The 24,961-nt window shown below is 47.6% G+C and carries 25 protein-coding genes; 3 read left to right on the plus strand and 22 right to left on the minus strand.

The genetic code is table 11. The annotated features are described in order from the left end of the window. Position 1: 1 nt before the first annotated feature. Both ACNA6I_RS06720 and ACNA6I_RS06725 read right to left on the minus strand, forming a co-directional pair. Positions 2 to 961, minus strand: a complete 960-nt coding sequence (locus ACNA6I_RS06720) for a hypothetical protein (protein WP_063191232.1) — start codon at positions 959 to 961, stop codon at positions 2 to 4. Further along, positions 958 to 1,659, minus strand: a complete 702-nt coding sequence (locus ACNA6I_RS06725) for a glycosyltransferase family 2 protein (protein ID WP_048004515.1) — start codon at positions 1,657 to 1,659, stop codon at positions 958 to 960. Before ACNA6I_RS06725 ends, ACNA6I_RS06720 begins: the two co-directional genes overlap by 4 nt. A 178-nt stretch (positions 1,660 to 1,837) precedes the next feature. On the opposite strand from ACNA6I_RS06725, the gene ACNA6I_RS06730 reads away from it, so the two are divergent. Continuing rightward, complete coding sequence (locus ACNA6I_RS06730) at positions 1,838 to 2,908, plus strand: glycosyltransferase family 4 protein (protein WP_048015567.1); 1,071 nt, start codon at positions 1,838 to 1,840, stop codon at positions 2,906 to 2,908. A 76-nt stretch (positions 2,909 to 2,984) separates the two neighbouring features. Then, the gene (locus ACNA6I_RS06735; protein ID WP_416313101.1) at positions 2,985 to 3,893 is read left to right on the plus strand and encodes an NAD-dependent epimerase/dehydratase family protein; all 909 of its coding nucleotides are present in this window, start codon (positions 2,985 to 2,987) and stop codon (positions 3,891 to 3,893) included. A gap of 310 nt (positions 3,894 to 4,203) precedes the next feature. On the opposite strand, the gene ACNA6I_RS06740 is transcribed toward ACNA6I_RS06735, so the two are convergent. The 5 genes from ACNA6I_RS06740 to ACNA6I_RS06760 form a co-directional block, all read right to left on the minus strand. Next, positions 4,204 to 4,902: a glycosyltransferase gene (locus ACNA6I_RS06740; RefSeq protein ID WP_048003975.1), complete on the minus strand. Its 699-nt coding sequence runs from the start codon at positions 4,900 to 4,902 to the stop codon at positions 4,204 to 4,206. Positions 4,903 to 5,035: 133 nt separating this feature from the next. Then, on the minus strand, positions 5,036 to 5,446 hold the full coding sequence (locus ACNA6I_RS06745; RefSeq protein WP_148795047.1) for a Mov34/MPN/PAD-1 family protein: 411 nt from the start codon (positions 5,444 to 5,446) through the stop codon (positions 5,036 to 5,038). Further along, positions 5,430 to 5,564: a hypothetical protein gene (locus ACNA6I_RS06750; protein WP_258523385.1), complete on the minus strand. Its 135-nt coding sequence runs from the start codon at positions 5,562 to 5,564 to the stop codon at positions 5,430 to 5,432. Before ACNA6I_RS06750 ends, ACNA6I_RS06745 begins: the two co-directional genes overlap by 17 nt. Before the next feature lie 23 nt (positions 5,565 to 5,587). Continuing rightward, positions 5,588 to 6,706: a hypothetical protein gene (locus ACNA6I_RS06755; protein WP_048003976.1), complete on the minus strand. Its 1,119-nt coding sequence runs from the start codon at positions 6,704 to 6,706 to the stop codon at positions 5,588 to 5,590. 41 nt (positions 6,707 to 6,747) lie between these two features. Next, positions 6,748 to 7,929: a hypothetical protein gene (locus tag ACNA6I_RS06760; protein ID WP_142245911.1), complete on the minus strand. Its 1,182-nt coding sequence runs from the start codon at positions 7,927 to 7,929 to the stop codon at positions 6,748 to 6,750. Positions 7,930 to 8,398: 469 nt separating this feature from the next. Here ACNA6I_RS06760 and ACNA6I_RS06765 point away from each other — a divergent pair, with 469 nt between their 5' ends. Then, positions 8,399 to 8,914, plus strand: coding sequence for a hypothetical protein (locus ACNA6I_RS06765; protein ID WP_416313102.1), 516 nt, complete (start codon positions 8,399 to 8,401; stop codon positions 8,912 to 8,914). Positions 8,915 to 8,981: 67 nt separating this feature from the next. On the opposite strand, the gene ACNA6I_RS06770 is transcribed toward ACNA6I_RS06765, so the two are convergent. The 15 genes from ACNA6I_RS06770 to yfmF form a co-directional block, all read right to left on the minus strand. Next, positions 8,982 to 9,848 carry a 2-oxoacid:ferredoxin oxidoreductase subunit beta gene (locus tag ACNA6I_RS06770; protein ID WP_048003979.1) on the minus strand — a complete coding sequence of 289 codons (867 nt, stop codon included), beginning with the start codon at positions 9,846 to 9,848 and terminating at the stop codon, positions 8,982 to 8,984. After that, entirely contained in the window at positions 9,835 to 11,586 is a 1,752-nt protein-coding gene (locus tag ACNA6I_RS06775) for a 2-oxoacid:acceptor oxidoreductase subunit alpha (RefSeq protein WP_416313103.1), read from the minus strand. The genes ACNA6I_RS06770 and ACNA6I_RS06775 overlap by 14 nt, the downstream gene beginning before the upstream one ends. Before the next feature lie 129 nt (positions 11,587 to 11,715). Continuing rightward, positions 11,716 to 12,645 carry a dipeptidase gene (locus ACNA6I_RS06780; RefSeq protein ID WP_048003981.1) on the minus strand — a complete coding sequence of 310 codons (930 nt, stop codon included), beginning with the start codon at positions 12,643 to 12,645 and terminating at the stop codon, positions 11,716 to 11,718. Positions 12,646 to 12,726: 81 nt separating this feature from the next. Beyond that, a complete protein-coding gene (spoVS, locus tag ACNA6I_RS06785) occupies positions 12,727 to 12,987 on the minus strand; it encodes a stage V sporulation protein SpoVS (protein ID WP_034760060.1) in 261 nt (86 codons plus the stop codon). Positions 12,988 to 13,120: 133 nt separating this feature from the next. Next, on the minus strand, positions 13,121 to 13,924 hold the full coding sequence (locus tag ACNA6I_RS06790; RefSeq protein WP_048003982.1) for a TIGR00282 family metallophosphoesterase: 804 nt from the start codon (positions 13,922 to 13,924) through the stop codon (positions 13,121 to 13,123). 109 nt (positions 13,925 to 14,033) lie between these two features. Beyond that, positions 14,034 to 15,593 (minus strand): ribonuclease Y, encoded by a 1,560-nt coding sequence (rny, locus tag ACNA6I_RS06795; protein ID WP_048003983.1) that lies wholly within the window; start codon positions 15,591 to 15,593, stop codon positions 14,034 to 14,036. 407 nt (positions 15,594 to 16,000) lie between these two features. Continuing rightward, a complete protein-coding gene (recA, locus tag ACNA6I_RS06800) occupies positions 16,001 to 17,038 on the minus strand; it encodes a recombinase RecA (protein ID WP_048003984.1) in 1,038 nt (345 codons plus the stop codon). A 214-nt stretch (positions 17,039 to 17,252) separates the two neighbouring features. Then, positions 17,253 to 18,491: a competence/damage-inducible protein A gene (locus ACNA6I_RS06805; RefSeq protein WP_416313104.1), complete on the minus strand. Its 1,239-nt coding sequence runs from the start codon at positions 18,489 to 18,491 to the stop codon at positions 17,253 to 17,255. A gap of 63 nt (positions 18,492 to 18,554) precedes the next feature. Continuing rightward, positions 18,555 to 19,133 (minus strand): CDP-diacylglycerol--glycerol-3-phosphate 3-phosphatidyltransferase, encoded by a 579-nt coding sequence (pgsA, locus tag ACNA6I_RS06810; RefSeq protein WP_048003986.1) that lies wholly within the window; start codon positions 19,131 to 19,133, stop codon positions 18,555 to 18,557. 49 nt (positions 19,134 to 19,182) lie between these two features. Then, positions 19,183 to 20,091: a helix-turn-helix domain-containing protein gene (locus ACNA6I_RS06815; RefSeq protein ID WP_063191227.1), complete on the minus strand. Its 909-nt coding sequence runs from the start codon at positions 20,089 to 20,091 to the stop codon at positions 19,183 to 19,185. A gap of 19 nt (positions 20,092 to 20,110) precedes the next feature. Further along, a complete protein-coding gene (locus ACNA6I_RS06820) occupies positions 20,111 to 20,902 on the minus strand; it encodes a DUF3388 domain-containing protein (protein WP_048003988.1) in 792 nt (263 codons plus the stop codon). 173 nt (positions 20,903 to 21,075) lie between these two features. Then, the gene (locus tag ACNA6I_RS06825) at positions 21,076 to 21,333 is read right to left on the minus strand and encodes a DUF3243 domain-containing protein (RefSeq protein WP_048003989.1); all 258 of its coding nucleotides are present in this window, start codon (positions 21,331 to 21,333) and stop codon (positions 21,076 to 21,078) included. Positions 21,334 to 21,556: 223 nt separating this feature from the next. After that, the gene (gene ymfI / locus ACNA6I_RS06830; RefSeq protein WP_063191226.1) at positions 21,557 to 22,267 is read right to left on the minus strand and encodes an elongation factor P 5-aminopentanone reductase; all 711 of its coding nucleotides are present in this window, start codon (positions 22,265 to 22,267) and stop codon (positions 21,557 to 21,559) included. 60 nt (positions 22,268 to 22,327) lie between these two features. Beyond that, positions 22,328 to 23,617 (minus strand): EF-P 5-aminopentanol modification-associated protein YfmH, encoded by a 1,290-nt coding sequence (gene yfmH / locus ACNA6I_RS06835; RefSeq protein WP_048003991.1) that lies wholly within the window; start codon positions 23,615 to 23,617, stop codon positions 22,328 to 22,330. A gap of 4 nt (positions 23,618 to 23,621) precedes the next feature. Then, positions 23,622 to 24,893 (minus strand): EF-P 5-aminopentanol modification-associated protein YfmF, encoded by a 1,272-nt coding sequence (gene yfmF / locus ACNA6I_RS06840; protein ID WP_048003992.1) that lies wholly within the window; start codon positions 24,891 to 24,893, stop codon positions 23,622 to 23,624. Between the last annotated feature and the right edge of the window lie 68 nt (positions 24,894 to 24,961).

A 24,961-nucleotide genomic window follows, 5' to 3' on the forward strand; every position in this document is an offset into this window, starting at 1 on the left:
ATCAGCTAATAGAATAGATGGCATTCATATCATAAGGCTCAAGATCCTTCTCCCACATCAAAGCCATTTCCTTGATGTTATAACAGGCTATACGGGTTGGAAGGAATCCGTGCTGGCCGTAATATTCCCTGGAGCCGTCTTCATTCACCCTGCTTGACGGTCTGATCCGTGTGAAGCCAACAAGGATGATATCCTCTGTAAGCGGTTTGATGCCCCTGCACCACCCCAGTTTTTCCTCGTGTGAAGCCACGGTTGAGAGGTCGATGTCCTGAACGACCTGCAGGCTCCCTGCATTCACTTTGATGATGTGGCCGTCCACCTGCGTGAAATACAGATGGTTCTTATAAAGGACTCCGTCATGGATAAGCTGCCTGCCGATCGTTATCTCTTTCCAAGGATCGGTCAAACAGATCGCGTCTTTCTGCAGGCATCTTGTCACCCAAATTTCATCGTCCAGTTCAAACACAAAGTTCGGATGATGTTTATGGGGTTTGGTGGTAGGGACTTTCCGGTAGTCGATCGACGGATCAAAACTTTTCCATGGCCCCCCTCTGCCTACATTCCATTCGTTCAGGATCACACCTTTAGGGGACGTCTCGATCACCATATCAAGCCCGGTGTTACAAATAAGCAGATTCCCATTGTTTCTTGGATACACGTGATGGACATCATTCAATGAAGGATATGTGAAATATTTCTCGAGCTGATAGGTATTCAAATCGTATACCAATATTTCGGTATGCGTTGGAACATAGAGCTTGTTCTTCACCAACGTAGCGGCCGTAAACGATATTGATGGCTCATCATCAGCACAAACGTCCTGAGGTGAGGTATATTCAATCACCTTTTGTATCTGCTGGGTTTTGGTGTGAAACGAAAGGACCAGGCCTTTTTTAAACTGTTCCCAATCCTTCTTAAGTCCGGATTTCTGGGTGGCTCCCGATAGTATAAGCTCTCTCAATCCTCTTCTCTCCTTTTTTCTCGGTATAGCAGCTGCAGATCATTCATTTCCCTACGGATATCGGCCTGATGGTTCATACTGCCTGACGCTGGATGGGTGCGATACTTAATAAGCGGCCGGTGAATGTAACCAAATGAGTATCCCTTCAACATCAGCCGCATCCACATATCATAATCATGGGTAAAGCGGTACTTCGGTTCAAAGAATCCGGCTTCCCTGAAGATCGTCCTCTTCATGAGCATCGTTGATCCATTAATGGGATTCCGATACGACAGCACGTCTTTCAGCCCTTTTATTTCCTCAAAGGATTCATTGACCGACCACATCCATTCTGTTCCTGCATCCGTGATAAGAAGATAATCACTGAAGCAGAGGTCGATCCGATTCCGCTCCATATACTCTACCTGCAGGGAAATCTTCTCCGGTAGGAATAGATCATCTGAACTCAGCCAGGCGGTATAGGTCCCGGAAGCGGTATCCATTCCCCAGTTCAATGCCGTTGCCGTTCCTCCGTTGACTTTATGGAGAATCGTAATCCGATCTGCATAAGGTTCAAGCTTTTCCAGATGCATGGTGGAGCCATCATTCACCACAATCACTTCGATTGACGGATATGATTGATTGAGGGCGCTTTCGATTGCCTGATCCACGTAAGCACAATTGTAGAACGGAATGATAATAGATACTTTCGGAATCATAACCATCCTTTCACCCCCTCATAAGCTTTTCTTCTCCATACTATGTCATGCTTGTATCCGTTGACAGTAAAAACAGGGATTTCAATGGTTATTCCCTGAATGTCCTGTACAACTTCCCGCATTTTACATATACCTGATAATAAGGACCAATGAGTCCATTCGGTTAAAGGAGGATACTATGTTAAACGTTTTATTTGTCTTCTATGTACCCAGCGGCGGTGTAGAAACGCTGAATCGACAGAGGGCTGCCGCATTAAAATCTGCAGGGATCCAGTGTGACTTCCTCTACTACAGCAAGAAACGGGATCTGTTGAACCATGAAGAAGCCAATGTATTTATAGCCGATCAGGATGCCGACATCCAGAGGATCCTGAAAAAAGGCCGATACGATGCCGTCATCATCACTTCTGATTACCGGGGAATGGAACGTTTCCGGAAACTTGGTTACAAGGGGAAGATCCTATTAGAAATCCAGGGGTATGGTCCCCAGGCAACAGCGAGGGCTGAAATGAGAAATGCGATCCCCTATGTGAATCAATTCTGCGATGGGCTGCTCTATCCGAAAACCCCGCATATAGGTGCCATATTCAATGAGTTTTTCCCCGGGACCCCAACATTCGGATTCAATAACTGCTTTGATGCGGATGCCTTCACCTATAAGGCGCTCCCGAAACATCCCTCCCCCATCATCGCCTGGATCGGTAGGTTGGAAGATAATAAAAACTGGAGGGAGTTCCTGCATATCGGTCACGAAATGATCAAGAGGAAGCCGGGAATCCAGCTATATATGTTTGAAGATCCCAGCCTTTCCACACCTAAAGAACGCCAGGATTTCAATACACTGAAATCCATCTATCATCTTGATGCACACCTTCATCTCCTACAGAATGTACCACATTCCCAGATGCCCCATTTTTTCTCGAAGATCGGAGATTCCGGAGGGTTTCTATGCTGCACGTCCAAGGTCGAAGGGGCCCCTTACTCACCTTTGGAAGCGATGAGTTGCAGATGTCCCGTCCTCACATCAGACTCAGATGGGATCAGGAGCACCATCCTTCATAACCAAACGGGAAAATACTACTCGATCGGCAATGTTCAGACAGCAGTCGAGCAGGGGCTGAAACTGATGGATGATGGACAATTGCGATCGTACATCATCGAAAACGCCCTTCTCCATCTTAAATCGCAGTTTGGTCACGAAGCATATAGGATTCACTTCAATGGCATGCTCAGAACTTTAGGCATCTAAAACGACTTTTCATGGGCGTGCTGTTCAACCCGAATCAGCTTCTTTGCATAGTGTATTAAAAACAGAGGTGAACACTATGAAAAAAGCAATTGTAACCGGTGGAGCAGGTTTCATCGGCTCCCACCTGGCCGACAGCCTGATCAAAGACGGCTTAGACGTCCATATCATTGATGATCTGAGCAGCGGAAAACTAGAGCATCTGCCTGAAGCCGCTTCGTTTCACCAATTGGATATCAGTTCTCAAGAAACAAGGGAACTGATCACTTCCATCAAGCCGGATGTCATCTATCATCTTGCAGCACAAGCAGATGTGAACCGGTCGTTGGATGACCCGCATACGGATATGTTGGTGAACGTGGGTGGAACCATCAACATCCTGGAAGCATGCAGGAGCCTGTCACTGAAAAAGTTCGTCTTTTCGTCCACTTCCGCTGTCTACGGGAATTCACCTGAATCGGTCCTCACTGAGGACCTTCCCGTTTCTCCCCTTTCCTACTACGGGCTTTCAAAGCTGGTGGCGGAGCGCTATATCACACTCTATCACGACCTCTTCTCCATTCCCTACACCATTTTAAGATATGGGAATGTGTATGGCCCCAGACAGACGGCAAAAGGGGAAGGCGGAGTCATCGCCGTCTTTACCGAAAAACTGTCAAAAGGAGAACCGTTAAAGGTGAACGGAGACGGATTGCAGACGAGGGACTATGTGTATGTGCAAGACATCGTTTCAGCCAACAGGGCGGCCGGGGATTTTCAGGATGTAGGCACATTTGTCGTAGGGACCGGTATCCCCACATCACTCCTCGAGGTCATCAAGACGCTTGAAAATCACACGGGTCAATCCATCCCCTATACGCACGGTGCGGATCGCCCCGGCGATATTAAACACAGCTGTCTGAATCCGGCTTTGATCAACCGGACCCTTCGGTGGGCTCACCGGTATGATATGGACATGGGGATTTCTGAAACGCTCCGCCGCCGATAGAAAGAAAGAGGTTGCTAGAAACTAAAATGGGATCATTTAATGACGAACACTATCGATGTAGGTCCTGTATACCTCTAATGATTTCCGTGCAAGACTTTGCTTTCCGCGGGTAGCCCGTGAACCTCCTCGGCATGCCTGAGTGTGCTGCTCTTCCCACAGGAGTCTTCGTCTTGCACTCCAATGAACCGCTAGAATCTAAAAGAGTAATGGTCATGAAACAAATTAAAAACCCGAACTATTTTGCCTGATCGCAGGCAAATGAATTCGGGTTTTACTATGACTAAAACACGTTTGTCCCAGCAGGCTCTATTTATTTTTTCCGTTTGGCAGATTGGAAAAGCTTGCTGTACGTTTGTTGGATCTGTTGTGCTTCATTCGCAATACCGCCTCCGAAACGGGCCGTACCCATCCCAGGGTGAACTCGGTACAACACAAGTGATTCGTCGAAATAGTGCATGTGAGTGAACAAACTGAGGCGGCACCACATTTCATAGTCCTGGGCATATTTATATCCTTCGTCAAACCAGCCTGCCTGCTTCATGAGGGCAATCTCTGCCATGACCGTGCATCCATTCACTGGACACCCTTGAAGCAACCGCTGCTTGAATGTCCCATGTCTCATGGGTGCAGAACGTATTTCGCTAATAATCGTATTGTTTGAATCCACGGTTTTAAAGGCCGTATAGGAGAGTCTTGATCCGTTCCTCTGCATGAACGTCACTTGCTTTTGTATTTTATCTGCGACAAATTGATCATCTGAGCTCAGCCAGGCAAAGTAATGACCCGTTGCATGCCGCAAACCTTCATTAAGAGCTGAAGCCGTTCCACCGTTCGCTTTTCGGATGTATTTGATTCGATGTTTATACGGTGCGATCTTCTCGGTGAACTTGGTAGAACCATCGTCCACTACAATGACTTCAAGATCAGGATAGGTTTGGTGGATGGCACTCCGTATCGCCTGATCGACATAGGGACAATTGTAAAATGGGATGATGATTGAGACTTTCACATAATCACCTCTTTCCTGCTTGTCTCTCTATACTATATGCATTCAGGAGAAAAACGCTTGTGCGTTTCACCGAATCTCGTAATCTACTCTTTCAGTTAGGAAGACAAATGGGAATAAGAGTGCCATTGCACTCTTATTCCACAATGATGGTCAGATGTGTGACCTGTCTCCCCCGGATTCTGTAGCAACGGATTCCTTCTTCCGCTCCACCGACGGAAATAATGAAGTAGAATACATCTGGTGCATGATCGATATCATCCTGCGAAGGGACAGGCAAGCCATTCGGATGAGAATGGTACAATCCGATAAATGTCTCATTGCGTTCATGCATATCCCTAACAGCACGTTCCTTCTCCGATTCATCTATGGCAAAGGAATAGGGGGATGGTTCGGTATTTCTCATCGGCCAGACCCCCGTGCATCGTGAACCGGTTCCGGATAGGAGTCCGCATGCTTCATTCGGCATGGAAGATTTCGCTTCCAGGATCAATCTGCTATAGAGATTCCTTGAAAGAATGACTGATTCTTTATGCGTTGCACCCACACCCTTTAAACTTGAACTTGGTGCGCTCTGCTGCGATTTTTTCCCTTTGTTCTTTTTTAATGCCGATGGGAATGCTCTTTTTCTGTCTGTAGATTTGGTTTTGATCTTTCTTCATCATGATGTTTCACCCCCTTCCATGGGTCATCGGAAGTACTTTTGCGGATTGAACATCGTCCTCTTGGAATCGGAGGGCAGGGGAATGTTTCCATACTCATCGAATTCCGGGTTCACCTGCGGGACTTCCTCTTTCTTCTGGGTCTTCATCTGCTTATACAGATCATTTTTTTTGTTCGATTGTTGCTTGATTTTACTCCTTAATGATTCAACTTCAGCTTCCAGTTCAAGCTCCCTCGCACTTTGTTTGGGGGCATTTTTTTGCTGATCATGCAGAAGGGTGATTTCCCGTTGGAGCTCCCCTTCCCGCTCCTTGAAATGGTCGATCTGCTGCTTCAGGCTTTGGATCTCTTCCTCATAATAGCTTTCAATCTTATTGATTTCTTCCTGGATCTTCTTCACTTCAGTGAGATGGTTTTGAGCGGAGTCGTTCCTGCTTTGCTGTTCGGCTATCGCTTCCTTCACTTCCATAAATTTCGATGAGTATGCACGAAGCTGCTCATCGATTTCTTCCAACCTCTGTAAAACCTCAGCGTTCATTTCGGCGTGCTCCTTACCGGATAAAAAATTCCACATCGTATATCTCCACCTTTCTGTATAGGAATTCATCTGTTTATAAAAAAGCTCCACCATCTTTTTGTTCGTCTCTAAACCCATGAGCATACTATCGCAGTCGATCCTGACAAATGAATTTCTGGATGGTGCCTCATATACGACTTTCATAACCCTTTCCTTCACCGCTTTCAGCATGTGCGGACCCTTGTTCTCGATCATGATGACTTCCACTGAAGGGGACGATGGCTTCACGCTCGCAACTCGATCATGATGGATCTTCTCCTTGAGCTGTTCCATTTTTCGTTTAAGGACAAGGATCACTTCACCTTGCTCCCGTTCCCTGGTTTTCCATTCTTTCAGTTGAGCCTGGAGGGATTCCACGATCCTGCGGCCATCTGCTTCCTCCTGCATCCTTGCCTTCTCCATGCGGCCTGGACCGCGTTCTGTCAATTCCCCGAACAACGACTCCACTTCTTCCGATATGACCCGAATATCGTCCAATGCCTTCAATGCCTCACCATCGTCCCTTTCCATCATCGCCAACACCCCCATTGATCCTTTTCTTTCATCATATGTACAGATTCTTTCCATGTTAAAAAAAGGAGGGAGAGTTTCCCCTCTCTCCCTAATCATTAGCCGTTCAATAGGTCATTGAATGTTTGACACTCGCTGAATTCAACGAGAGCTTCTACTACTCCACTGTCGAAAATGACGGCATTGGCAGTGTTACGAAGGATCAGGCGGAAGCCTTCAGCAATCGGTCCAAGCAAGCCTGTGAAGATTTGAAGTTCGTAGAACAATTGCTCAGGGGCGCCGTCGAAGTAGCGGATCCCTTCTCCGACAGCAGTCAATGCGTCTGTTCCACATGTTACGCGGTCAATGGAAGACGGGTTGAAGCTGAAGCTGAAGTCCGGTTGGAATCCAGTTGCAGTAGGTGCAGGAGTCGGTCCAACTTCCGTATCAACAAAGGAGTAAGACCATGTGCTGTCCCCAAGGGAACACTCTTGACAGATTTCCGCTCTGAGAGTGGATAGACCTGTAACAAGTTCAGCCGCTGCTCCAGTGCCGAATGTGGCTTCGGTATCTTCATTCCTCGCAAGAGCTGTACCTTGACACTCACAGTTTGCAACAGGGAACAAGCCAGGGCATTGACGAGGGAATTCAAGAAGGCTCAAGTCACACTGAAGCTGCTCTTCTGGTACTGGAATGTTGTTTGGACGCGGGAAGCAGAATTTAGCCAGTACTTCCAACTTTACAGGGAATTCCACTTGAACATCTTTACAAAGGACAACACGAAGCGGAATCATCGGTCCGAATGGATCTGGTCCCATTAGGACGCCACCGGAAGACGCGATGACTTGCGTTGCACGGATGTTCAGGTTGGCATTCGTGATGCCAGTCGGCACACAAAGCATGATCTCATCAGTGAATTGAGTCCGAACTGTGAACGTACACGCTGGTACACCTGCGATGAGGATAGTGACTTCTACTGGGACTGTCCATACGATCAGGACGCGGCCCGGGTTTCCGTTTTCAAGGATGGTACCAGTCACACTGACACTTGCAGGATCAACCGGTGCCGTTTGTACTTCCACACGTTGGCCGGCCGCTAGTGCTGCACTGACCGCTGCACGGCAGTCTTCATCAGGGATGAAGTTTTTGTTTTCGTATCGATTGGCATAAAACACCCAATCATATACTTTGTCGACACGAATACATTCTGGAGCAAGATCATTGGGATCCAATGGAATAGGAGATGGTGATGGTGTTGGCGTAGGAGTCTGGGAACCCCTAAGTTGTTTACGCTTATTCAAACAAATCCTTCCTTTCGTCTACATGAATATTTATTTAACACTATATCCTATGGGGGCATCGCGAATCGGTATAGAGAAAACACCTAGATTCCTCAAAAAAATATAACCGGCATGGTATTCCATATAAAAAAAAGGCGCTGGCCCCCTGACACCTATCCAACAATTTTCCGATGGACGTGCATAGGATGTAAAAGGAAGGTGAAGAGCAACCTCTTATGAATGCATTCCATACATGCGCCCGCATCGGAAACGGCAATGGACGCATCATTCAAAGAGATTTTGAGATTGATTAAGTAAGAATCAAACGTTTACGCTTAGAATGAATATTCGTGTGCGGATAAAAATATAGAAAGAAAGCCGTGTAAACGCTGGGAAGTTTACACGGCTTTATTCATTGGATGGACGAATGACCCGGTTCATACATATATATAGAAGTAAAAGAAACCGAAACGAAAGAGAGGTGACCCGCATGAATCGGCTCGATCCCATCCAGCTCAATCAGCTGATCATCCATTATAAATCGGAAATGCAAAGGTTCAAACAGGAATATGAAGCATTGGAGTCCACTCAGTCAAGAAAAGCCATCCTGACCCTGAAGCGCCAAGTCGAGGAGCTGAAGGAAGAAAACAGGCGCCTGAGCGAGCGAATCGCAAAGGAAAACGTAGGACGCCCCAGCCTCTCATTCCTTATCAGGGATAATGAAGGCATCTTGAAGAACGATACCACTGAAGTCGAAAAGCTGAAAGAAAACGTCATGCAACTGGAATCAGCGCTCGTGAAGGAACGTCACAAAAAGGAAGCGGAATTCGGAGAGTTCACAAGGATAATTGACGAGAAGAATGAAGAGATCAGGAAGCTGAACACCTCTATATATGAGGAAAAGAAAAGGCAACTTGAAGTGGTCGCTGCACTCGAACGCTTGAAGAAAAGGTTCCTGGATCTAAAACGAGGCTACGTGAGAAGCATGCAGCGTGGACATCAATGAATAAGGCAGGACGCTCCCGTTCCAGCACATAAACAAACCGGACTCTACCGCGAGAGCCCGGTTTGTTTTACATAAATTCCTTCACCAATTGATCGAAGGTTCCTTCTTCGAGACGGATATCATGAGAACTCAGTGGTTGTTCTGAATAGTCAGGGATCAATTGCTGATAGGAAGGTTGATCGCTATTCTGATAGATGAGTCCCGTCACGAGCCCCTGCTTCTCCATAAGGAGACTCATGGCCTGCTCCCTGTTCGAAGGATCATATCCTTCCACGTCGGATAGCTTTGTGAGGTTCTCTTTGAACCAGTCGTACGTATTGATCTTATTATAGGTCACACATGGACTGAATACATTGATCAAAGAAAACCCTTCATGGTTCAACCCTGCTTCAATCAGTGCAGTTAGTTCCTTGAGGTCAGAAGAAAAGCTCTGTGCAACAAATGTGGCACCTGCGGTCAAAGCCATCTCCATTGGTGCAAGAGCAGGTTCGATGCTCCCTTGTGGAGTGGATTTTGTTTTAAAGCCGGTTGACGACCTCGGGGAAGTCTGCCCTTTTGTCAATCCATAAATCTGATTATCCATCACGATATACGTGATGTTGACGTTCCTCCGGATTGCATGGATGGTATGGCCGAGGCCGATTGCAAAACCATCACCGTCGCCTCCGGAAGCAATCACCGTCAACTCTTTATTCGCCATTTTTAAGCCTTGGGCAATGGGCAGGGAGCGGCCGTGGATTCCGTGGAAGCCGTATGAATTGATATAGCCGGAAATCCTGCCGGAACAACCGATGCCCGAGACAACGGCCAGCTGTTCCGGGTCCAGTCCTACATTCGCAGAAGCACGCTGTATGGCGGCCTGGACAGAGAAGTCACCACATCCGGGACACCAGTTCGGCTTGACATTATTCCTGAAATCTTTAAATGTTGCCATTTTGCTTCAGCTCCTTACATCTTTCATGTATTTCATGCGGGAGGAAAGGCGTCCCGTCATATTTAGTCATATTGACGACCTTTTGGCCATAGCCTGCATTCATCTTCAGGATGTTCGCCAGCTGTCCTGTAGCATTATTCTCGATGACAACCACTTTTCTCGCCGATGCAAGCTGAGGCTGTATGGTTTCCGTGGGGAAAGGATGGATGAGGCGGACATGGGCATGGTTGACTGAGATCCCATCTTCCTCCAAACGTACCATGGCTTCCTCGATCGCTCCCCTGGTGGAATTGAATCCGACCAGAAGGACATCCGGTTCCTCATGGGCTGCATGAATATGAACCGGCGTGTCAAAGCGGATATCATTCAATTTGCGCATCCTTTTATCCATTTGGGCCTGCCTGTTCACTGGGGATTCAGACGGTTTCCCTGTTTCATCATGCTCCACCCCGGTAACATGGTGAATACCGTTCTTCATTCCGGGGATCACCCTTGGGGACACGCCATCGCCGGTCACTTCATAGCGCTTGAAGTAGTGCTTCGGCTCAAGTTCATCCAGCTCATTATCCGCAAGCTTCCCTCTCCTGATTTCCACTTTTGAATAATCCAGCGGCTCCACCGTCTGTTTTCCTAATGAAAGCTGCAGATCGGAAAGAATGATGACAGGGCACTGATACTCCTCTGCCAGATTGAAGGCTTCAACCGTATCATAAAAAGCTTCCTGCACCGTACTCGGAGCAAGGACGATTTTAGGGATTTCGCCGTGTGTCCCGTAAATCATCGCCATGAGGTCGGACTGTTCCTGCTTTGTAGGAAGTCCTGTGGAAGGCCCTCCCCTTTGTGTATCCACGACAACAAGGGGCTGTTCGGTCATCCCCGATAATCCGATAGCCTCCATCATGAGTGAGAGACCTGGTCCCGCAGATGCCGTGAATGAACGGATGCCTCCATAATTCGCACCGATCGCCATCGTAGCGGCAGCAATCTCATCCTCGGTCTGAATCACGGTACCGCCAACGAGGGGCAGCTTCTTGATGAGGTACTCCATGATCTCTGATGCCGGCGTAATGGGGTATGCAGCCATCAAACGCACTCCTCCTGCAAGGGCACCAAGGGCAATGGCATCATTTCCAATCATGAACATACGCTTTTTCCCATCAGCCGCTTCCAGCTCTAGGGAGCCTGCTTTTTCACCAAGATCGTCCTTCATCTTGTCATAGCCCTGTCTGATCGCTTCCATGTTCTTCTCGACGACGGCATCCCCTTTACGGCCGAAGATCTCAACGACCACTTCTTTGAATACAGAAGGGTCAAGGTTCATCACTGCACATGTTGAGCCGACCGCCACCATATTCTTCATCAGGGACGTTCCAAGCTCTGTGGCAAGCTCCGTAAAGGGAACCACATATAGTTCTGCAGCTGTATCTTCTGGTTTGACAGGCTTGAACTTCGCATCGGCAATGATGATTCCTTCATTATGTAATTCCTTATAATTCACATCAATCGTTTCTTGATCGAATGCAACGAGAATATCCAGATCGTCGGCAATCGCTCTTACCTGCGTCGTAGAAACGCGGATCTTGTTATTTGTATGTCCTCCCTTGATCCTAGAGGAGAAATGACGATATCCATATAAATAATAACCGAGACGGTTCAAAGCCATGGAGAAGATTTCTCCTGTACTCTCAATCCCTTCTCCCTGTTGTCCGCCGACCTTCCAGGAAAGCTGATGCTTCATTCCATTCAATCCCTTCCTTAGCAATCTATTATAGGGGGAAACGGTCTCCCCATATGCCTGACTCACTTAATCAGTGTATCACTTTTGCCTGAAAATCACTACCTGCAATTCGCACCATTCCACTATGAATTACAGGATCACGGGAAGTCTTTTCAGAACATTTCCCCCAATGAATTTTCTCACTTGGGCATCGGAAAAATAGCGCAAGAGCATCCCGATCAGCGAACCGTAATCGGTATAGCGGCACAATCCGCTCACCGTTTGATCGATTCCGTCAAAATCAGACCCAAATCCGATATGGTCCTCTCCTCCAAGACTGCACACATGATCGACATGACGGATCACATCATACATGGAGGCCTCTTTCGCTGTATTCAAGAATGGAGGGACGAAGGTGATGCCGATGAATCCGTCCTTTGCAATCAGCGCCTCTATTTGATCATTCTTTAAATTTCGTGGGTTTTGACAAATCGTATAGGCATTCGAATGGGAAGCGATAGGATGTTCGGCAAGTGGCAGGGCATCCCAAAATGCTTGTTCACTGAGATGAGACATATCGGTCCACATACCGTGATCATTGAGGAATGTGATGATTTCCTTCCCGAAATTCGTCAGACCCGCCCCCCTCGGTTCAAGTGCACCGTCGGCTGCGGCATTGGCCCAGTTCCAGGTCAGACCGACAGACGAGACCCCGAGGCGATAGAGGATCTCCAATTTCTCCATGTCTTCCTCGATTGCTTCAATGCCTTCAAGAGTGAGCATGGCACCGATTTCATCTTCTTCCAAGGCGAGGACATCCTCTCTTGAACGTACCATCACCATCTTATGATTGGGGGAAATCACTTGACGGTGAAAGAGATTGACCATCGTCAGGGCAGCCTGGAATCTTTCTCCCGGCTTCAGATGGGTGGGGATGAATATGGCGAAGAGTTGCACCCGGCTGTGTTGCTGCACCAGCTGTGGGTAGGTGATCATCAATCCACTCTTCGTATTGAATAAATACCGACCCTGATCCATATATAGCTTCATAAGTACGTCGCAATGTGTATCGATGATCATACTTGCACCTCCCGGTTGTTATCTTTATAGTAATCAACGAAATAAGGGCTGTCCACCATGGCGGACAGCCCTTATTGTTCTTTATCTTGGTTCTACAATCAACTTGATCGCGGTTCGTTCTTCCCCGTCGATCAGGATATCTGTGAATGCCGGAATACAGATCAAATCTAAACCACTCGGAGCCACAAATCCGCGGGCAATGGCTACGGCTTTTACAGCCTGGTTCAGCGCACCGGCACCGATCGCCTGGATTTCAGCTCCCCCTCTCTCACGAAGAACACCGGCAAGTGCACCTGCTACAGAATTAGGATTAGATTTTGCTGAAACTTTTAATATTTCCATTCCTTTTCCTCCTTGTCATTTCCCCTATACCGTATGCTTGTGGTAAAGAACAAACTTGGTATAAACAATTCCACTGCTACTATATTCAGGAAATGGACAAATCATTCCGGTATGGAGGAAAAAGGAATGAATTTTAGTATTCGGTCATGAACGGATGATCTTGATTGATGAGGATGCGTTCGATTTTCGTTGCTTTTCCCGTTTTATGATCAATATCGATCAAGCAGGCACTCAAGGTTTTCCGACCGGTTTTAGGCACTTCGAAGCGCACCGGCAGACTTGTCTGGAACCGTTTGATAACCGAGTCCTTGCTCATGCCAAGTACCTCATCGTAAGGGCCCGTCATGCCGACATCACACATGAATGCCGTGCCATTCGGTAATATCCGGTTGTCTGCCGTCTGTACATGGGTATGCGTCCCGATGACGGCGGACACCCTTCCATCCAAGAACCACCCAACCGCTTGTTTTTCACTCGTCGCTTCGGCATGGAAATCAACGAAAACGATCGGCGTCCGTTTTCTTGCTTCGGTCACCAAGTCGTCCAGAACGGCAAATGGATCATCAAGTGGCGGCATGAATGTCCTTCCCTGTGCATTGATCACGGCAATTTCCTTGCCGTGAACCTGGGCGAATACCAACCCTTGTCCCGGCGTACCCTCTGGGAAGTTTGCAGGTCGCACAATCTGTTTGGCTCCGTCGATGAAATCAAAGATGTCTTTATTATCCCAAGCATGGTTCCCAAGCGTCACCATGTTGGCGCCGTCCTGAATGAATTGCTTATAAATCTTTTCCGTGATGCCCCGGCCTGAAGCGGCGTTCTCCCCGTTCACGATCGTAAAATCCGGCAGATGTTTTTTCTTCAATTTAGGTAGATATTCAGAGATCATCTCCCGGCCCATTGAACCTACGACGTCTCCTACAAATAATAATTTCATAAAAAAATCCCTTCTGTTTGCTTCATTCCGTTATTGTATCACATATGGATGCATTTGAATCAATAAAAAAGCTGACTCAGAAAGGGGAGCCCCTTCCTGAGTCAACCAGTTATTTTGCGTATTCTACTGCCCTTGTCTCACGAATTACCGTGACTTTAATATGTCCCGGATAATCCAGTTCACTTTCGATCCGTTTCCGGATGTCCCGTGCCAGTCTGTGAGATTCCAGATCATCGATGGCTTCCGGTCGGACCATGATCCGGACTTCGCGCCCTGCCTGGATGGCGAATGATTTCTCGACTCCTTCATAGGACTCTGAAATCTCTTCCAGTTTTTCCAAGCGTCGGATGTAGTTCTCAAGGGTTTCGCTTCTTGCACCCGGTCTTGCTGCAGAAAGTGCGTCTGCTGCAGCAACGAGTACTGCGATGATGGACGTCGGCTCGGTATCCCCGTGATGGGATGCGATACTGTTCACGACGACCGGATGTTCCTTATACTTAGTGGCAAGCTCGACGCCGATTTCAACGTGACTGCCTTCCACTTCGTGGTCAATGGCCTTCCCGATATCATGAAGGAGACCAGCCCGTTTAGCCAAACGTTCATCTTCACCAAGTTCTGCCGCCAATAGCCCGGATAGATGAGCTACTTCGATGGAATGCTTCAAGACGTTCTGTCCATAGCTCGTACGGTACTTCAAGCGACCGAGGATCTTGATGAGGTCAGGATGCAATCCGTGAACACCTACTTCGAATGTGGTCTGTTCACCAATCTCGCGGATATATTCATCCACTTCACGACGGGATTTGTCGACCATTTCTTCGATGCGTGCCGGATGGATACGACCATCCTGGACCAATTTCTCCAGTGCGATTCGAGCAGTCTCCCTGCGGATCGGATCGAATCCTGAAAGAATGACCGCCTCTGGGGTATCATCGATAATGAGATCAATTCCTGTTAGTGTTTCCAGAGTACGGATGTTTCTTCCTTCCCTTCCGATGATACGACCTTTCATCTCATCGTTAGGCAGGTTCACGACGCTGACAGTCGTTTCGGCCACATGTTCTGCAGCACAACGCTGAATTGCGAGGGATAGGACCTCCTTCGCTTTCTTGTCTGCGTCTTCCTTTGCACGGGTTTCGTGTTCGCGAACCATGATGGCAATATCATGGGACAATTCGTTTTCCACACGCTCAAGAATGATGCCCTTCGCTTCTTCTCGCGTCAGGCTCGAGATGCGTTCAAGCTCCGTTTGCTGCAATCTTACCATCTCGTCCACTTTGCTTTCCATCTCTTCAATATGTTGTTGTCTCTCGTTTAGAGTACCTTCTCTGCGTTCAAGCTGAGATTCCCGTTTATCGAGCGTCTCATCTTTACGGTCCAGATTCTCCTCTTTTTGCATCAAACGATTTTCTTGTTTTTGCAGTTCATTTCTTCGTTCACGGAGTTCATTTTCCATTTCAGTGCGAAGTTTATGATTTTCGTCCTTTGCCTCAAGCAAGGCCTCTTTTTTCAGAGCATCCGCCTCGCGCCTGGCCTCTTCCAAAATCTGCTCTGCGGAACCTTTGGCCCCTGCAATCTTCGCTTCGGCAATGGATCTGCGAATAAAGTATCCAACAACGACACCGACGATAAGGCTAAGCAAAATGGAGATGAGTGTTATAGGTTGCATCATTTCACCTCCTCTTGCTATCACTTTCATCATGTTTTTTACATGTCGGCTTGTACATTGCACAAATTGACCTCAACATACAGCGCTAGGCTTTCAAATGTCATTCGAAAATATTGTAAAATATACATGTTAATTTTAAATCTCAGAAAATTTATTGTCAAGGGGTTGGGACCTTTGTGTCCAGATTTATCAAGCAATCCCATCAATCGGCACGTTTTATACCTTAAAATGAATGACATTAGTATCATTGTGGTCAGTTCCCGGGCAATTCATTCCTTAAAAAGCAGAAAAGCAGACTGGCCGTAACCAGTCCGCTTTTCAAAAGGCAGTGTGATCTGCATCATTTCGCCACATGCAACGATCCCCAGTCGGCGAAGGTGATGAAGCCAATGCCCGGCAGGAAAGCATCAGTCGTCTAACAGACTCATTTCTTCCATATCCTCTGTCTCGGCGCGACCAGTATCCAAACCGTAGTGATCACGGATCTTCAGCATGATTTCATTGCGGATGTCCGGATTCTCTTTGAGGAATACTTTTGCGTTTTCACGTCCTTGACCAAGACGTTCTTCGTTATAGGAATACCAGGCACCACTCTTAAGGATGATGTCGAGTTCAGAACCAAGGTCGACGATTTCACCTTCTTTTGAGATCCCTTCACCGTACATGATATCCACCTCTGCAACCCGGAATGGAGGAGCGACCTTGTTCTTGACGACTTTGATCTTGGTCTTATTCCCCACCATTTCATTCCCCTGCTTGAGGGTCTCGGCACGACGGACTTCAAGGCGCACGGAAGAGTAGAATTTAAGGGCGCGTCCACCAGGTGTCGTTTCCGGGTTTCCGAACATAACCCCAACCTTTTCACGGATCTGGTTGATGAAGATGGCGATGGTCTTCGATTTATTGATGGCACCAGAAAGCTTCCTGAGGGCCTGGGACATGAGACGTGCTTGGAGCCCCACGTGTGAATCCCCCATCTCCCCTTCAATCTCGGCTTTCGGAACAAGTGCTGCCACGGAGTCGATGACGATGGCATCGACGGCTCCGCTTCGGACGAGGGCCTCGGCGATCTCCAATGCCTGTTCCCCTGTATCCGGCTGCGAAAGAAGGAGCTCATCGATATTGACCCCTAATTTCTGTGCGTAGACAGGGTCCAATGCGTGCTCTGCATCGATGAAAGCTGCCTGACCGCCCTGTGCCTGTACTTCTGCAATGGCATGGAGGGCAACGGTTGTCTTACCGGACGATTCCGGTCCATACACTTCAATGATCCTTCCACGTGGATATCCGCCTACCCCAAGTGCTGCATCAAGGGCAAGGGATCCACTTGGGACCGTCACGATTTCCCTGTCGGTCTTTTCTCCCAATTTCATGATGGAACCTTTACCAAATTGTTTCTCTATTTGTTTTAACGCCATATCCAAGGCTGCTTTACGTTCACTCACAAATGATTCCTCCTTCAGAATGGTTAACTGGTTAACAATCTATACGCTTGTCTCACTTCCAACCTATCTATAACTATAAAGGTTTTTTTAATAGAAAACAAGCAAAAAGTCGAACATTCATTCGGTTTTTTTGTCCTTCGCTATTTCCCATGATTCTCTCACTGTTTCCAATCCTACAAAAAAATGGGCACCCAGTGGGCACCCATCCCGTTTCTTATTCATTGCATTCCTTCACCAAATAATGCCACCCATACTTCACCGTCCGGCTGCGGTTGCCGTTCCGGCTTCCGGCCAGAGTGAGCTGGTATGCCTTCGGCTCTTCCTCACCTGCGGCTATGCCGATCCAGACGGTACCAGGAGGCAGATCCCCCTGCGCTTCAGGTCCTGCTACGCCGGTAAAGCTGATGCCGATATCGGTTTTGAACAGTGACCGCACATTTGCTGCAAGCTCAATGGCACATTCACGACTGGCCGCACCTTGGTTCTTCAATGTTTCCTCCCGTACGTTCAGCACATTCCTTTTCACAGAATCCTGATAGCACACCACTCCGCCCTCAAGGACGGAAGAAGCTCCTGCAATCGAGGCGAGGCTGGATTGGAACAAGCCTGCCGTCAGGCTCTCAGCTGCCGCAAGGGTCAAGCCTTTTTCTTTCAGGAGTCTGAAGCCCACCCGTTCGAGTGAATCTTGATCGTATCCATATAGATACTCCCCGACGGTTTCACGGATTTCTGATTCCAGCTCATTCAGAAGTGTCTCCGCGACATCTTTTGATTCGTGCTTGGCCGTCAATCGCAAGGTCACTTCACCGTCACCTGCAAGAGGTGCGATCGTCGGATTCGTCTGGCGGTCGATGAGTTCTTCAAGGTCGGCTTCTAGCTGCGACTCGCCGATTCCGAAGAAACGGAGAACACGGGAGTGGATCACCTCTTTTCGTTTCATGAGGTTCATGACGGCAGGAATCCCGTAGGTACTGAACATCGGCCTCATTTCAGAAGGCGGGCCAGGCAACAGGATATATGCTTTACCCGCTTGTTGAAACACCATCCCGGGTGCCATGCCAAAATCATTTTTCAATGGTGCCGAACCCTCGAGTATCAAAGCCTGCTTTTCGTTGTTGGGTGTCATCACCCTGCCTACTTTCTCAAAATAAGCCCTGATGGAGTCCATGGCATCTTCATCCATCGAGAGGCTGACGCCCAGACTCCTTGCAATGGTCTCTTTGGTGAGATCATCCTTGGTCGGTCCGAGACCTCCTGTAAAGATGAGCAGATCCGCCCTCTCTTCAGCATGCTTGATGACTTCTTCAAGTCTTGCCGGGTTGTCTCCCACACTTGTATGATAAAACACATTCACCCCTACTTCGGCAAGCCTTTCTGAGATGAACTGGGCATTGGTATTAGCGATCTGCCCCAAAAGTAATTCCGATCCGACTGCGATAATTTCTGCATTCATGATTATTTCCTCCCAGTGAAAGAAGAAAGGGATGATTCCAATTGAATCAACCCCTTCCTTACATTATTTAGAATTAACAAACGCTTTGCGATTATGGTAAAAATAGTCCCAACCGGACCAAATGGTGAAGAACATGGCAATCCATAGGGCAATGATATCAAACGGCAGGTTCATGAGTTCGAAGATGGCATTATTCAACAGCAATGCCGATATGGCGATGATCTGTGCCCACGTTTTGATCTTACCCAGCTGCCCAGCAGCCACCACTTCCCCTTCTCCTGCTAGCACAAGGCGAAGGCCGGTCACGGCAAACTCACGGCTGATAATGATGATGACGATCCAAGAAGGAGCCACTCCCATTTCAACCAGTACGATCAAGGCTGCAGATACAAGAAGCTTATCCGCTAGGGGATCAAGGAACTTCCCGAGGTTGGTGACAAGATCCAGCTTCCTTGCATAATATCCATCGATCCAGTCCGTCGTCGACGCGATGATGAATATGAGAGCCCCCACGAATTGGTTGACAGGAAGATCTGCCCCAAGGAAGCGCATATCCCCCCAGTTCCAGGGAACCAGCATGATGATGAGAAATAACGGGATCAGGATGATCCGGGAGATGGTGATTTTATTTGGTAAATTCAAATGTATTGCCTCCAATCCAGTGCACTAGCGGAAAGGGAACTCCCTTTCCTTACTCTGAAGATTCTTTGCTGTAATTGATGATAACATCCTGCCTGACGACATCGGTCGGAATTCCGTACTCGACCTCATCCCCATTGAGGGTGATCACTGTGTTGGCAGCATTCCCGATGATGAGGTAGGCCTGGGACTCTCCTGAGAAATCGAAGTCCTCTTCGCTCCCTTTCGTCAGGGTGCCTTCAAACAACACCTTATCATCTTCATTATATACACCGATCCATGAATCACCGTCAGCAGATAATGTAAGATCGAATTGATCTGTCCCTTTCAATTCATAGGTGGTCTTGTATCCCTGGACAGAAGTCTGCTCAAGTGTTTGTGCGTCTTCTTTTTTAGTATCGTTTGAATCCGCTTCTTTATCCTGCTTTTTGTCCTTATCGGCTGCAGGTTTTTCTTTATTGTCAGCTGATTTTTTTGAATCATCGGCTTCCTTCGGTACATCCTTTTCATCCACCGCTACCTGGCTGTTTTTGTTCGTATCATTGTCAGCAGCGTCATTATTGCCCATTTTCCCGGACAAGAAAAACCACGCGATAAATAAGATGCCGATGATCACCACTACAATGAGCAGCGTCGGGATGAAATCGAGGACCTTCGAGGAACTTTCGGAGACCGTCTTCCTCGTCTGGACCCTTGATAGTGAATCAGGGATTTCTTCGTGCTGCGTGACAGGAATTTCGGACTTGTACTCCTCAAAGATTTCTTCAGGAGGCAGCCCGACTGCTTCGCAATACTGTTTGATGAAGGCCCTCACATAAAATTTACCGGGCATGGAATCGTACGAACCTTCCTCGATTCCGGTCAAATAGCGTTTCTGGATCTTCGTGATCCGCTGCAGGTCATCGAGGCTGTAGCCTTGAGACTCCCTTGCATCTTTTAAACGTTTTCCTAATTCAGACACTTTTTAACACCTTCCAATATCAAAAATCAAAACCACCGAAATCGGAATTTTGAAATAAATTATTTTGTTCGACCAACTCATATGTAATTTCCTCTTCGGGATTGTTTCGCAATTCGATGATGTAATCAAAATCCTCCAGGGTATACTCGGAATTTTGTACAAATACATCAGGATGTTCGATCACTTTGACCGCCGGCATGCGCATGATTTCCCTGACCAGCTGCCAATGCTGTTCATTTGCCCTTCGAGTGGATACGATCCCGTCGATGATGAAGAGATTATCGTCGGAGTATTCATCTTCAATCAGCTTGCTTCTGATGGTCTGCTTCAATAATGTCGATGAAACGAAGAGCCATTTTTTATTGGCACATACGCTAGAGGCGACAATGGATTCGGTTTTCCCCACGCGGGGCATACCGCGCAGTCCTACTAGCTTGTGTCCTTCCTGCTTGAAAAGCTCTGCAAGAAAGTCGACAAGGAGTCCGAGCTCATCCCGCACGAAACGGAACGTCTTCTTATCATCTGCATCCCGCTGGATGTAACGGCCATGCCTTACAGCCAGACGATCCCTCAGTTTCGGTTCTCGAAGCTTGGTCACATTGATGGTATCCATTGTCTGCAGGATCGATTCGAGTCTGCCGATCTGCTCATCCGTGTCAGCAAGGAGCAGCATCCCCCTTCTCCCTTCGTCCACCCCGTTGATGGTGACGATATTGATCGAGAGCATCCCAAGCAGGGAAGAAATGTCCCCCAACAGGCCGGGTCGGTTCTTTTGAATCTCGTATTCCAGGTACCACTCTTTCCTTTCCATCGGGTTTCCTCCTTCAAAGGCGATGATCCAGACTCGGGGATTTTTGAACTCTAGGTATTATAATAAAGTATTTTTTTCTAATATAAAAGAAAAACCTACATATTTGCCTACATTTTCTCTATTTTCACGATTGAATGGGTCAATGTAAAAAAGAGAGGGAAAATCCCCTCTCTTTAGCGAGTTCCGTTATTGTTGACAAGCTTAACCATCATGTTGGCGATAGCATGCTGCTCATCAGGTGATGCTACAGACCAAAGATCTGCAAGGACTCTTTCTTGATCATTCTTAGCTTCCACCTGTTTGGAAAGATAGTCACCGATTTGATAAGCAAGATCATTCACGGTTTCATTTTCCATTCCGCTGTGCTGAGCCTGGTGTAAGCGATCACCCAAGAAGTTTTTCCAATCAGACCAGTTTTCTAAAACTGACATGTCATATGACCTCCTTTATTGAGATACAAGCTTAGTTTGCATCTTTTCAAAGGAATTATGCGTACGGTCTCAAATTCCATTGGGCAACTTACGGGTCGGTTCTCCCCCCGATCCGCTTTTCTTTTTGTCCAGCTACTCCGGGGTGACCCTCGAGGTCATAAGGTCCTCAGTACGGGCCGGGGACCTTATGCTTGTCGGGTCAGACCTCCCCGAATCCGCTTTTCTAGGTATACCAGCCTCCGTTGACGGACAGTGTTTGGCCGGTTATGTAGGCTGATTTCGTTGAAAGGAGGAATTCGACGGCGTCTGCAATTTGGTCGGGATGAGCGAGTTTCCCCATGGGAATGTCGTCTTTGATTTCCTGTATGTCCTCTTCTGAAAAATCCGAAAGCATATTGGTGCTCACAGCACCGGGGGCCACGGCATTGACCCGGACGCCGCTCATGGCGACTTCTTTGCTCAGGGCCTTTACGAATGAAAGCTGGGCTCCTTTCACGGCTGAGTACACGACTTCGCAAGAGGCACCCGTCTGGCCCCAGATGGAGCTCATGAGGACAATGGATCCCTTTTTCCGGAACAGCTTCGGCAACAGTGCTTGTACCAGAAGCATCGGACTCTTCACATGAAGGCTGATCATCTCGTCCATGCTTTCTTCCGGCTGATCCTGGAACATCCCCCAGTGAGACGTTCCGCTACAGTACACAATGGCATCCAGATCAAAGATCTGTTCGGTTAATGTCCGCACTCCTGCGGAAGAAGTAAGATCCGCCTTGACGGGGATCACGTCCACTCCTTTAATCTCCTCCATCAGGGTAGTGATGGCTTCTTCATTTCGATGATAATGGAGATAGAGACTCCATCCTTCACCGGCAAGTTTCTTTGCCGTGCTTTTACCGATGCCTCCTGAAGCTCCGGTAATGAGAGCGTATTTCATGGTCATTCCTCCTTTACGTAAGAAGGGGAACTGCCGGTGATGGACAGTTCCCCTCAATCATCATGAATTTGGTACCACCTGGCACACCGTCATCCTTTTTTCATCGATCAGACCTGCCGCTGCATTGGTGATGTCGTCCACTGTCAGACTTTCAAGTGTCGGTACGACATCGAAAAGATCCATTTCATTGAATGCATATCGGGTGAACTGATTGGCGATGAATTCCGGCGAATTGATGGCGCGGAGGAAGGCTCCGATTTTCTTCTTTTTCGTCCTCGCCAGGTTTTCTTCGGTTACGATCGGCTCGTTCACAGCCTTCAGAAGGAGCCCCTGGATGCGCTCGGATAACTCATCCGGCTTTTCCGTATCCCCACCGGCAGTAAGGAAACCAAAACCATTTTCCTGGGTATAATCGTAGCTGAACGTCTCATCGATCAGCCCGTCATTATAAAGATCCGAGTAATGACTCGAGCTCTTCCCGAACAGTATGTCGAGGAAAACATTTATGGACAGTTCCTGCTTCAGCATTTCTTTCCCTTGCTGATGCGGGTTGGATGCCTTCAGGCCAACCAGGCATTTGGGACTTTGAACGTTCATTTTCAAGACTTTTTTCTTTTCTGCCACTTCATCCGGTTCCTGCTCGAATTCCCTTTTGATCTCAGGCATCTTTTCATAATCCTTTTTGCCCTGATTATCCCTGACTTGATTCATAATGGCTTCAGGATCGACAGAACCGACGACGAATAGCAGCATGTTACTCGGATGATAGAACGTGCCGTAGCACTGATAGAGCATGTCTTTCGTGATCGGGGTGATGGACTCGATCGTTCCTGCAATATCGATTTTTACAGGATGATTTTTGTACATGTTTTCAATGACGCCGAAATACAGGCGCCAATCCGGGTTATCATCATACATCGTGATTTCCTGTCCGATGATCCCCTTTTCTTTTTCAACCGTTTTTTCCGTGAAATATGGATCCTGGACAAAGTCGATCAATGTTTCCAGGTTACGCTCCACGTTGGTCGTACTGGAGAAAAGATAGGCTGTGCGTGTGAAAGAAGTGAAGGCATTGGCAGAAGCGCCTTGCTTACTGAACTGCTGGAACACATCTCCGTCTTCTTTTTCAAAGAGCTTATGCTCGAGGAAATGCGCGATGCCGTCTGGAACCTTGACCAATTCTTCTTCTCCAAGAGGGGCGAAGTGGTTATCGATGCTTCCGTATTTCGTCGTGAAGGTCGCATAGGTCTTATTGAATCCTTCCTTTGGAAGGATGTACACATCCAACCCGTTTGCCATCTTCTCATAATAAAGGTTTTCCTGCAGCTGATCGAAGGTAATCTTCTTCATATCATTACCCCTCCGTTCCTGTTAAAAAGTAAATCGTATCCAGTTGGACTTTTTGGGCAGCCTTCACCACTTCATCCTTTGTGGCCGCGTCGATTTTTGAGAGCCAGTCATTCAAGCCGATATCGATTCCGGCGAAGGCATTTTGGTAAAGGACTTCCACAAGACCACGCGGGGTATCGATGGTTTCAAGCATCTGATTGCGCATGACTGCCTTGGTCTGTTCCAGTTCGTCACTGGTGAAATCCCCTGACTTCATGGCCTGAAGCTGTTCATCGATGATTCCCACCGCTTGATCATAATTCTTCGACTCGATTCCACTCATCACCATGAGAAGCCCTTTATGACTTTCAAGGCGGCTTGCTGCATAGTAGGCAAGACTTGCTTTTTCACGTACATTGATGAACAGTTTGGAGTGGGAGAACCCTCCGAATATCCCGTTGAACACCTGAAGGGCAAAATAGTCCTCATCCCCATATTGAGTGTGGGTGCGGTAACCGATATTCAGTTTCCCCTGTTTGACATCCTGCTGTTCCTTGATGACATTTTCTTTCTTGATTTCCTTTTGAATCCCCTGGTCAACGCGCTCAGGATCCCGGTCGGTAAGATCCATGAGACCATCGCACAGCTTTTCTACTTCATCCGCATCGACGTCGCCGATCACATAAAGATCGAACTGATCTTCCCTCATCACGCGCTCATAGTAGTCATAAAGCGCCTTCGGGGTAATGGCATCGACCTCTTCCTTCTCCCCGTTTACGTGAAGGGCGAATCGCTCGCCTTTGCACATCTCCTCCACCAGACGGGAGTTCGCATACCTCATTTTATCATCGTAGACCGATTGAATTCTGATCTTTTGATTGCGCTTTTCTTTCTCGACCGTTGCATGGTCAAATTCATCAGTGGCATGGGGATGGAAAAGGACCTCAGTCAAGAATTCGATCCCCTTTTGCAGAAGAGGCTCGGAATCAGCAAGGAATTTTTCATTGGCAATCTCGACAGACATGCTGACGATGTGGTATTCCCCCTTCTTTCCAAGGTCGACAAAAAAGTTTGCCCCATAGAGTTCATCGAGGTGGGAGCGCAGTTTCGTCGTGGAAGGGAAGGATTTTGTACTGCTTTGCATCACATGCGGAAGCAGTCCTCTCAATGTCACCGTATCTTGATCCAACGGCGCCTTCATTTTAAAGACGATGCTGTTCGTTTTGAATTTTTCAGTTTTGACGATATGTAGCGTATATCCGTTTTTCTTCTTGATTACTTCATTAATATCAGACATTCGGCTCAAGCCTCCTTCATATCTTGCATAAACACCTTTATTTTGCGGGTATTTACGTCTAACTATAC

Origin of the sequence: Rossellomorea sp. FS2 (assembly GCF_047915635.1) — a bacterium.
Classification (GTDB): Bacteria; Bacillota; Bacilli; order Bacillales; family Bacillaceae_B; genus Rossellomorea; species Rossellomorea marisflavi_A.

Bases quoted from the DNA above. Each gene is read 5' to 3' on its own strand.
- ACNA6I_RS06825 (WP_048003989.1), bottom strand. From the start codon at position 21,333: ATGTCAGTTTTAGAAAACTGGTCTGATTGGAAAAACTTCTTGGGTGAT.
- ACNA6I_RS06775 (WP_416313103.1), bottom strand. From the start codon at position 11,586: ATGAAGCATCAGCTTTCCTGGAAGGTCGGCGGACAACAGGGAGAAGGG.
- ACNA6I_RS06820 (WP_048003988.1), bottom strand. From the start codon at position 20,902: ATGGAAAGGAAAGAGTGGTACCTGGAATACGAGATTCAAAAGAACCGA.
- spoVS (WP_034760060.1), bottom strand. From the start codon at position 12,987: ATGGAAATATTAAAAGTTTCAGCAAAATCTAATCCTAATTCTGTAGCA.
- ACNA6I_RS06750 (WP_258523385.1), bottom strand. From the start codon at position 5,564: ATGATGAAGAAAGATCAAAACCAAATCTACAGACAGAAAAAGAGCATT.
- ACNA6I_RS06805 (WP_416313104.1), bottom strand. From the start codon at position 18,491: ATGAATGCAGAAATTATCGCAGTCGGATCGGAATTACTTTTGGGGCAG.
- ACNA6I_RS06735 (WP_416313101.1), top strand. From the start codon at position 2,985: ATGAAAAAAGCAATTGTAACCGGTGGAGCAGGTTTCATCGGCTCCCAC.
- ACNA6I_RS06725 (WP_048004515.1), bottom strand. From the start codon at position 1,659: ATGATTCCGAAAGTATCTATTATCATTCCGTTCTACAATTGTGCTTAC.
- rny (WP_048003983.1), bottom strand. From the start codon at position 15,593: ATGCAACCTATAACACTCATCTCCATTTTGCTTAGCCTTATCGTCGGT.
- ACNA6I_RS06790 (WP_048003982.1), bottom strand. From the start codon at position 13,924: ATGAAATTATTATTTGTAGGAGACGTCGTAGGTTCAATGGGCCGGGAG.
- ACNA6I_RS06765 (WP_416313102.1), top strand. From the start codon at position 8,399: ATGAATCGGCTCGATCCCATCCAGCTCAATCAGCTGATCATCCATTAT.
- ACNA6I_RS06730 (WP_048015567.1), top strand. From the start codon at position 1,838: ATGTTAAACGTTTTATTTGTCTTCTATGTACCCAGCGGCGGTGTAGAA.
- yfmH (WP_048003991.1), bottom strand. From the start codon at position 23,617: ATGAAGAAGATTACCTTCGATCAGCTGCAGGAAAACCTTTATTATGAG.
- ACNA6I_RS06780 (WP_048003981.1), bottom strand. From the start codon at position 12,645: ATGATCATCGATACACATTGCGACGTACTTATGAAGCTATATATGGAT.
- ACNA6I_RS06770 (WP_048003979.1), bottom strand. From the start codon at position 9,848: ATGGCAACATTTAAAGATTTCAGGAATAATGTCAAGCCGAACTGGTGT.
- yfmF (WP_048003992.1), bottom strand. From the start codon at position 24,893: ATGTCTGATATTAATGAAGTAATCAAGAAGAAAAACGGATATACGCTA.
- ymfI (WP_063191226.1), bottom strand. From the start codon at position 22,267: ATGAAATACGCTCTCATTACCGGAGCTTCAGGAGGCATCGGTAAAAGC.
- ACNA6I_RS06755 (WP_048003976.1), bottom strand. From the start codon at position 6,706: ATGGAAAGAATCTGTACATATGATGAAAGAAAAGGATCAATGGGGGTG.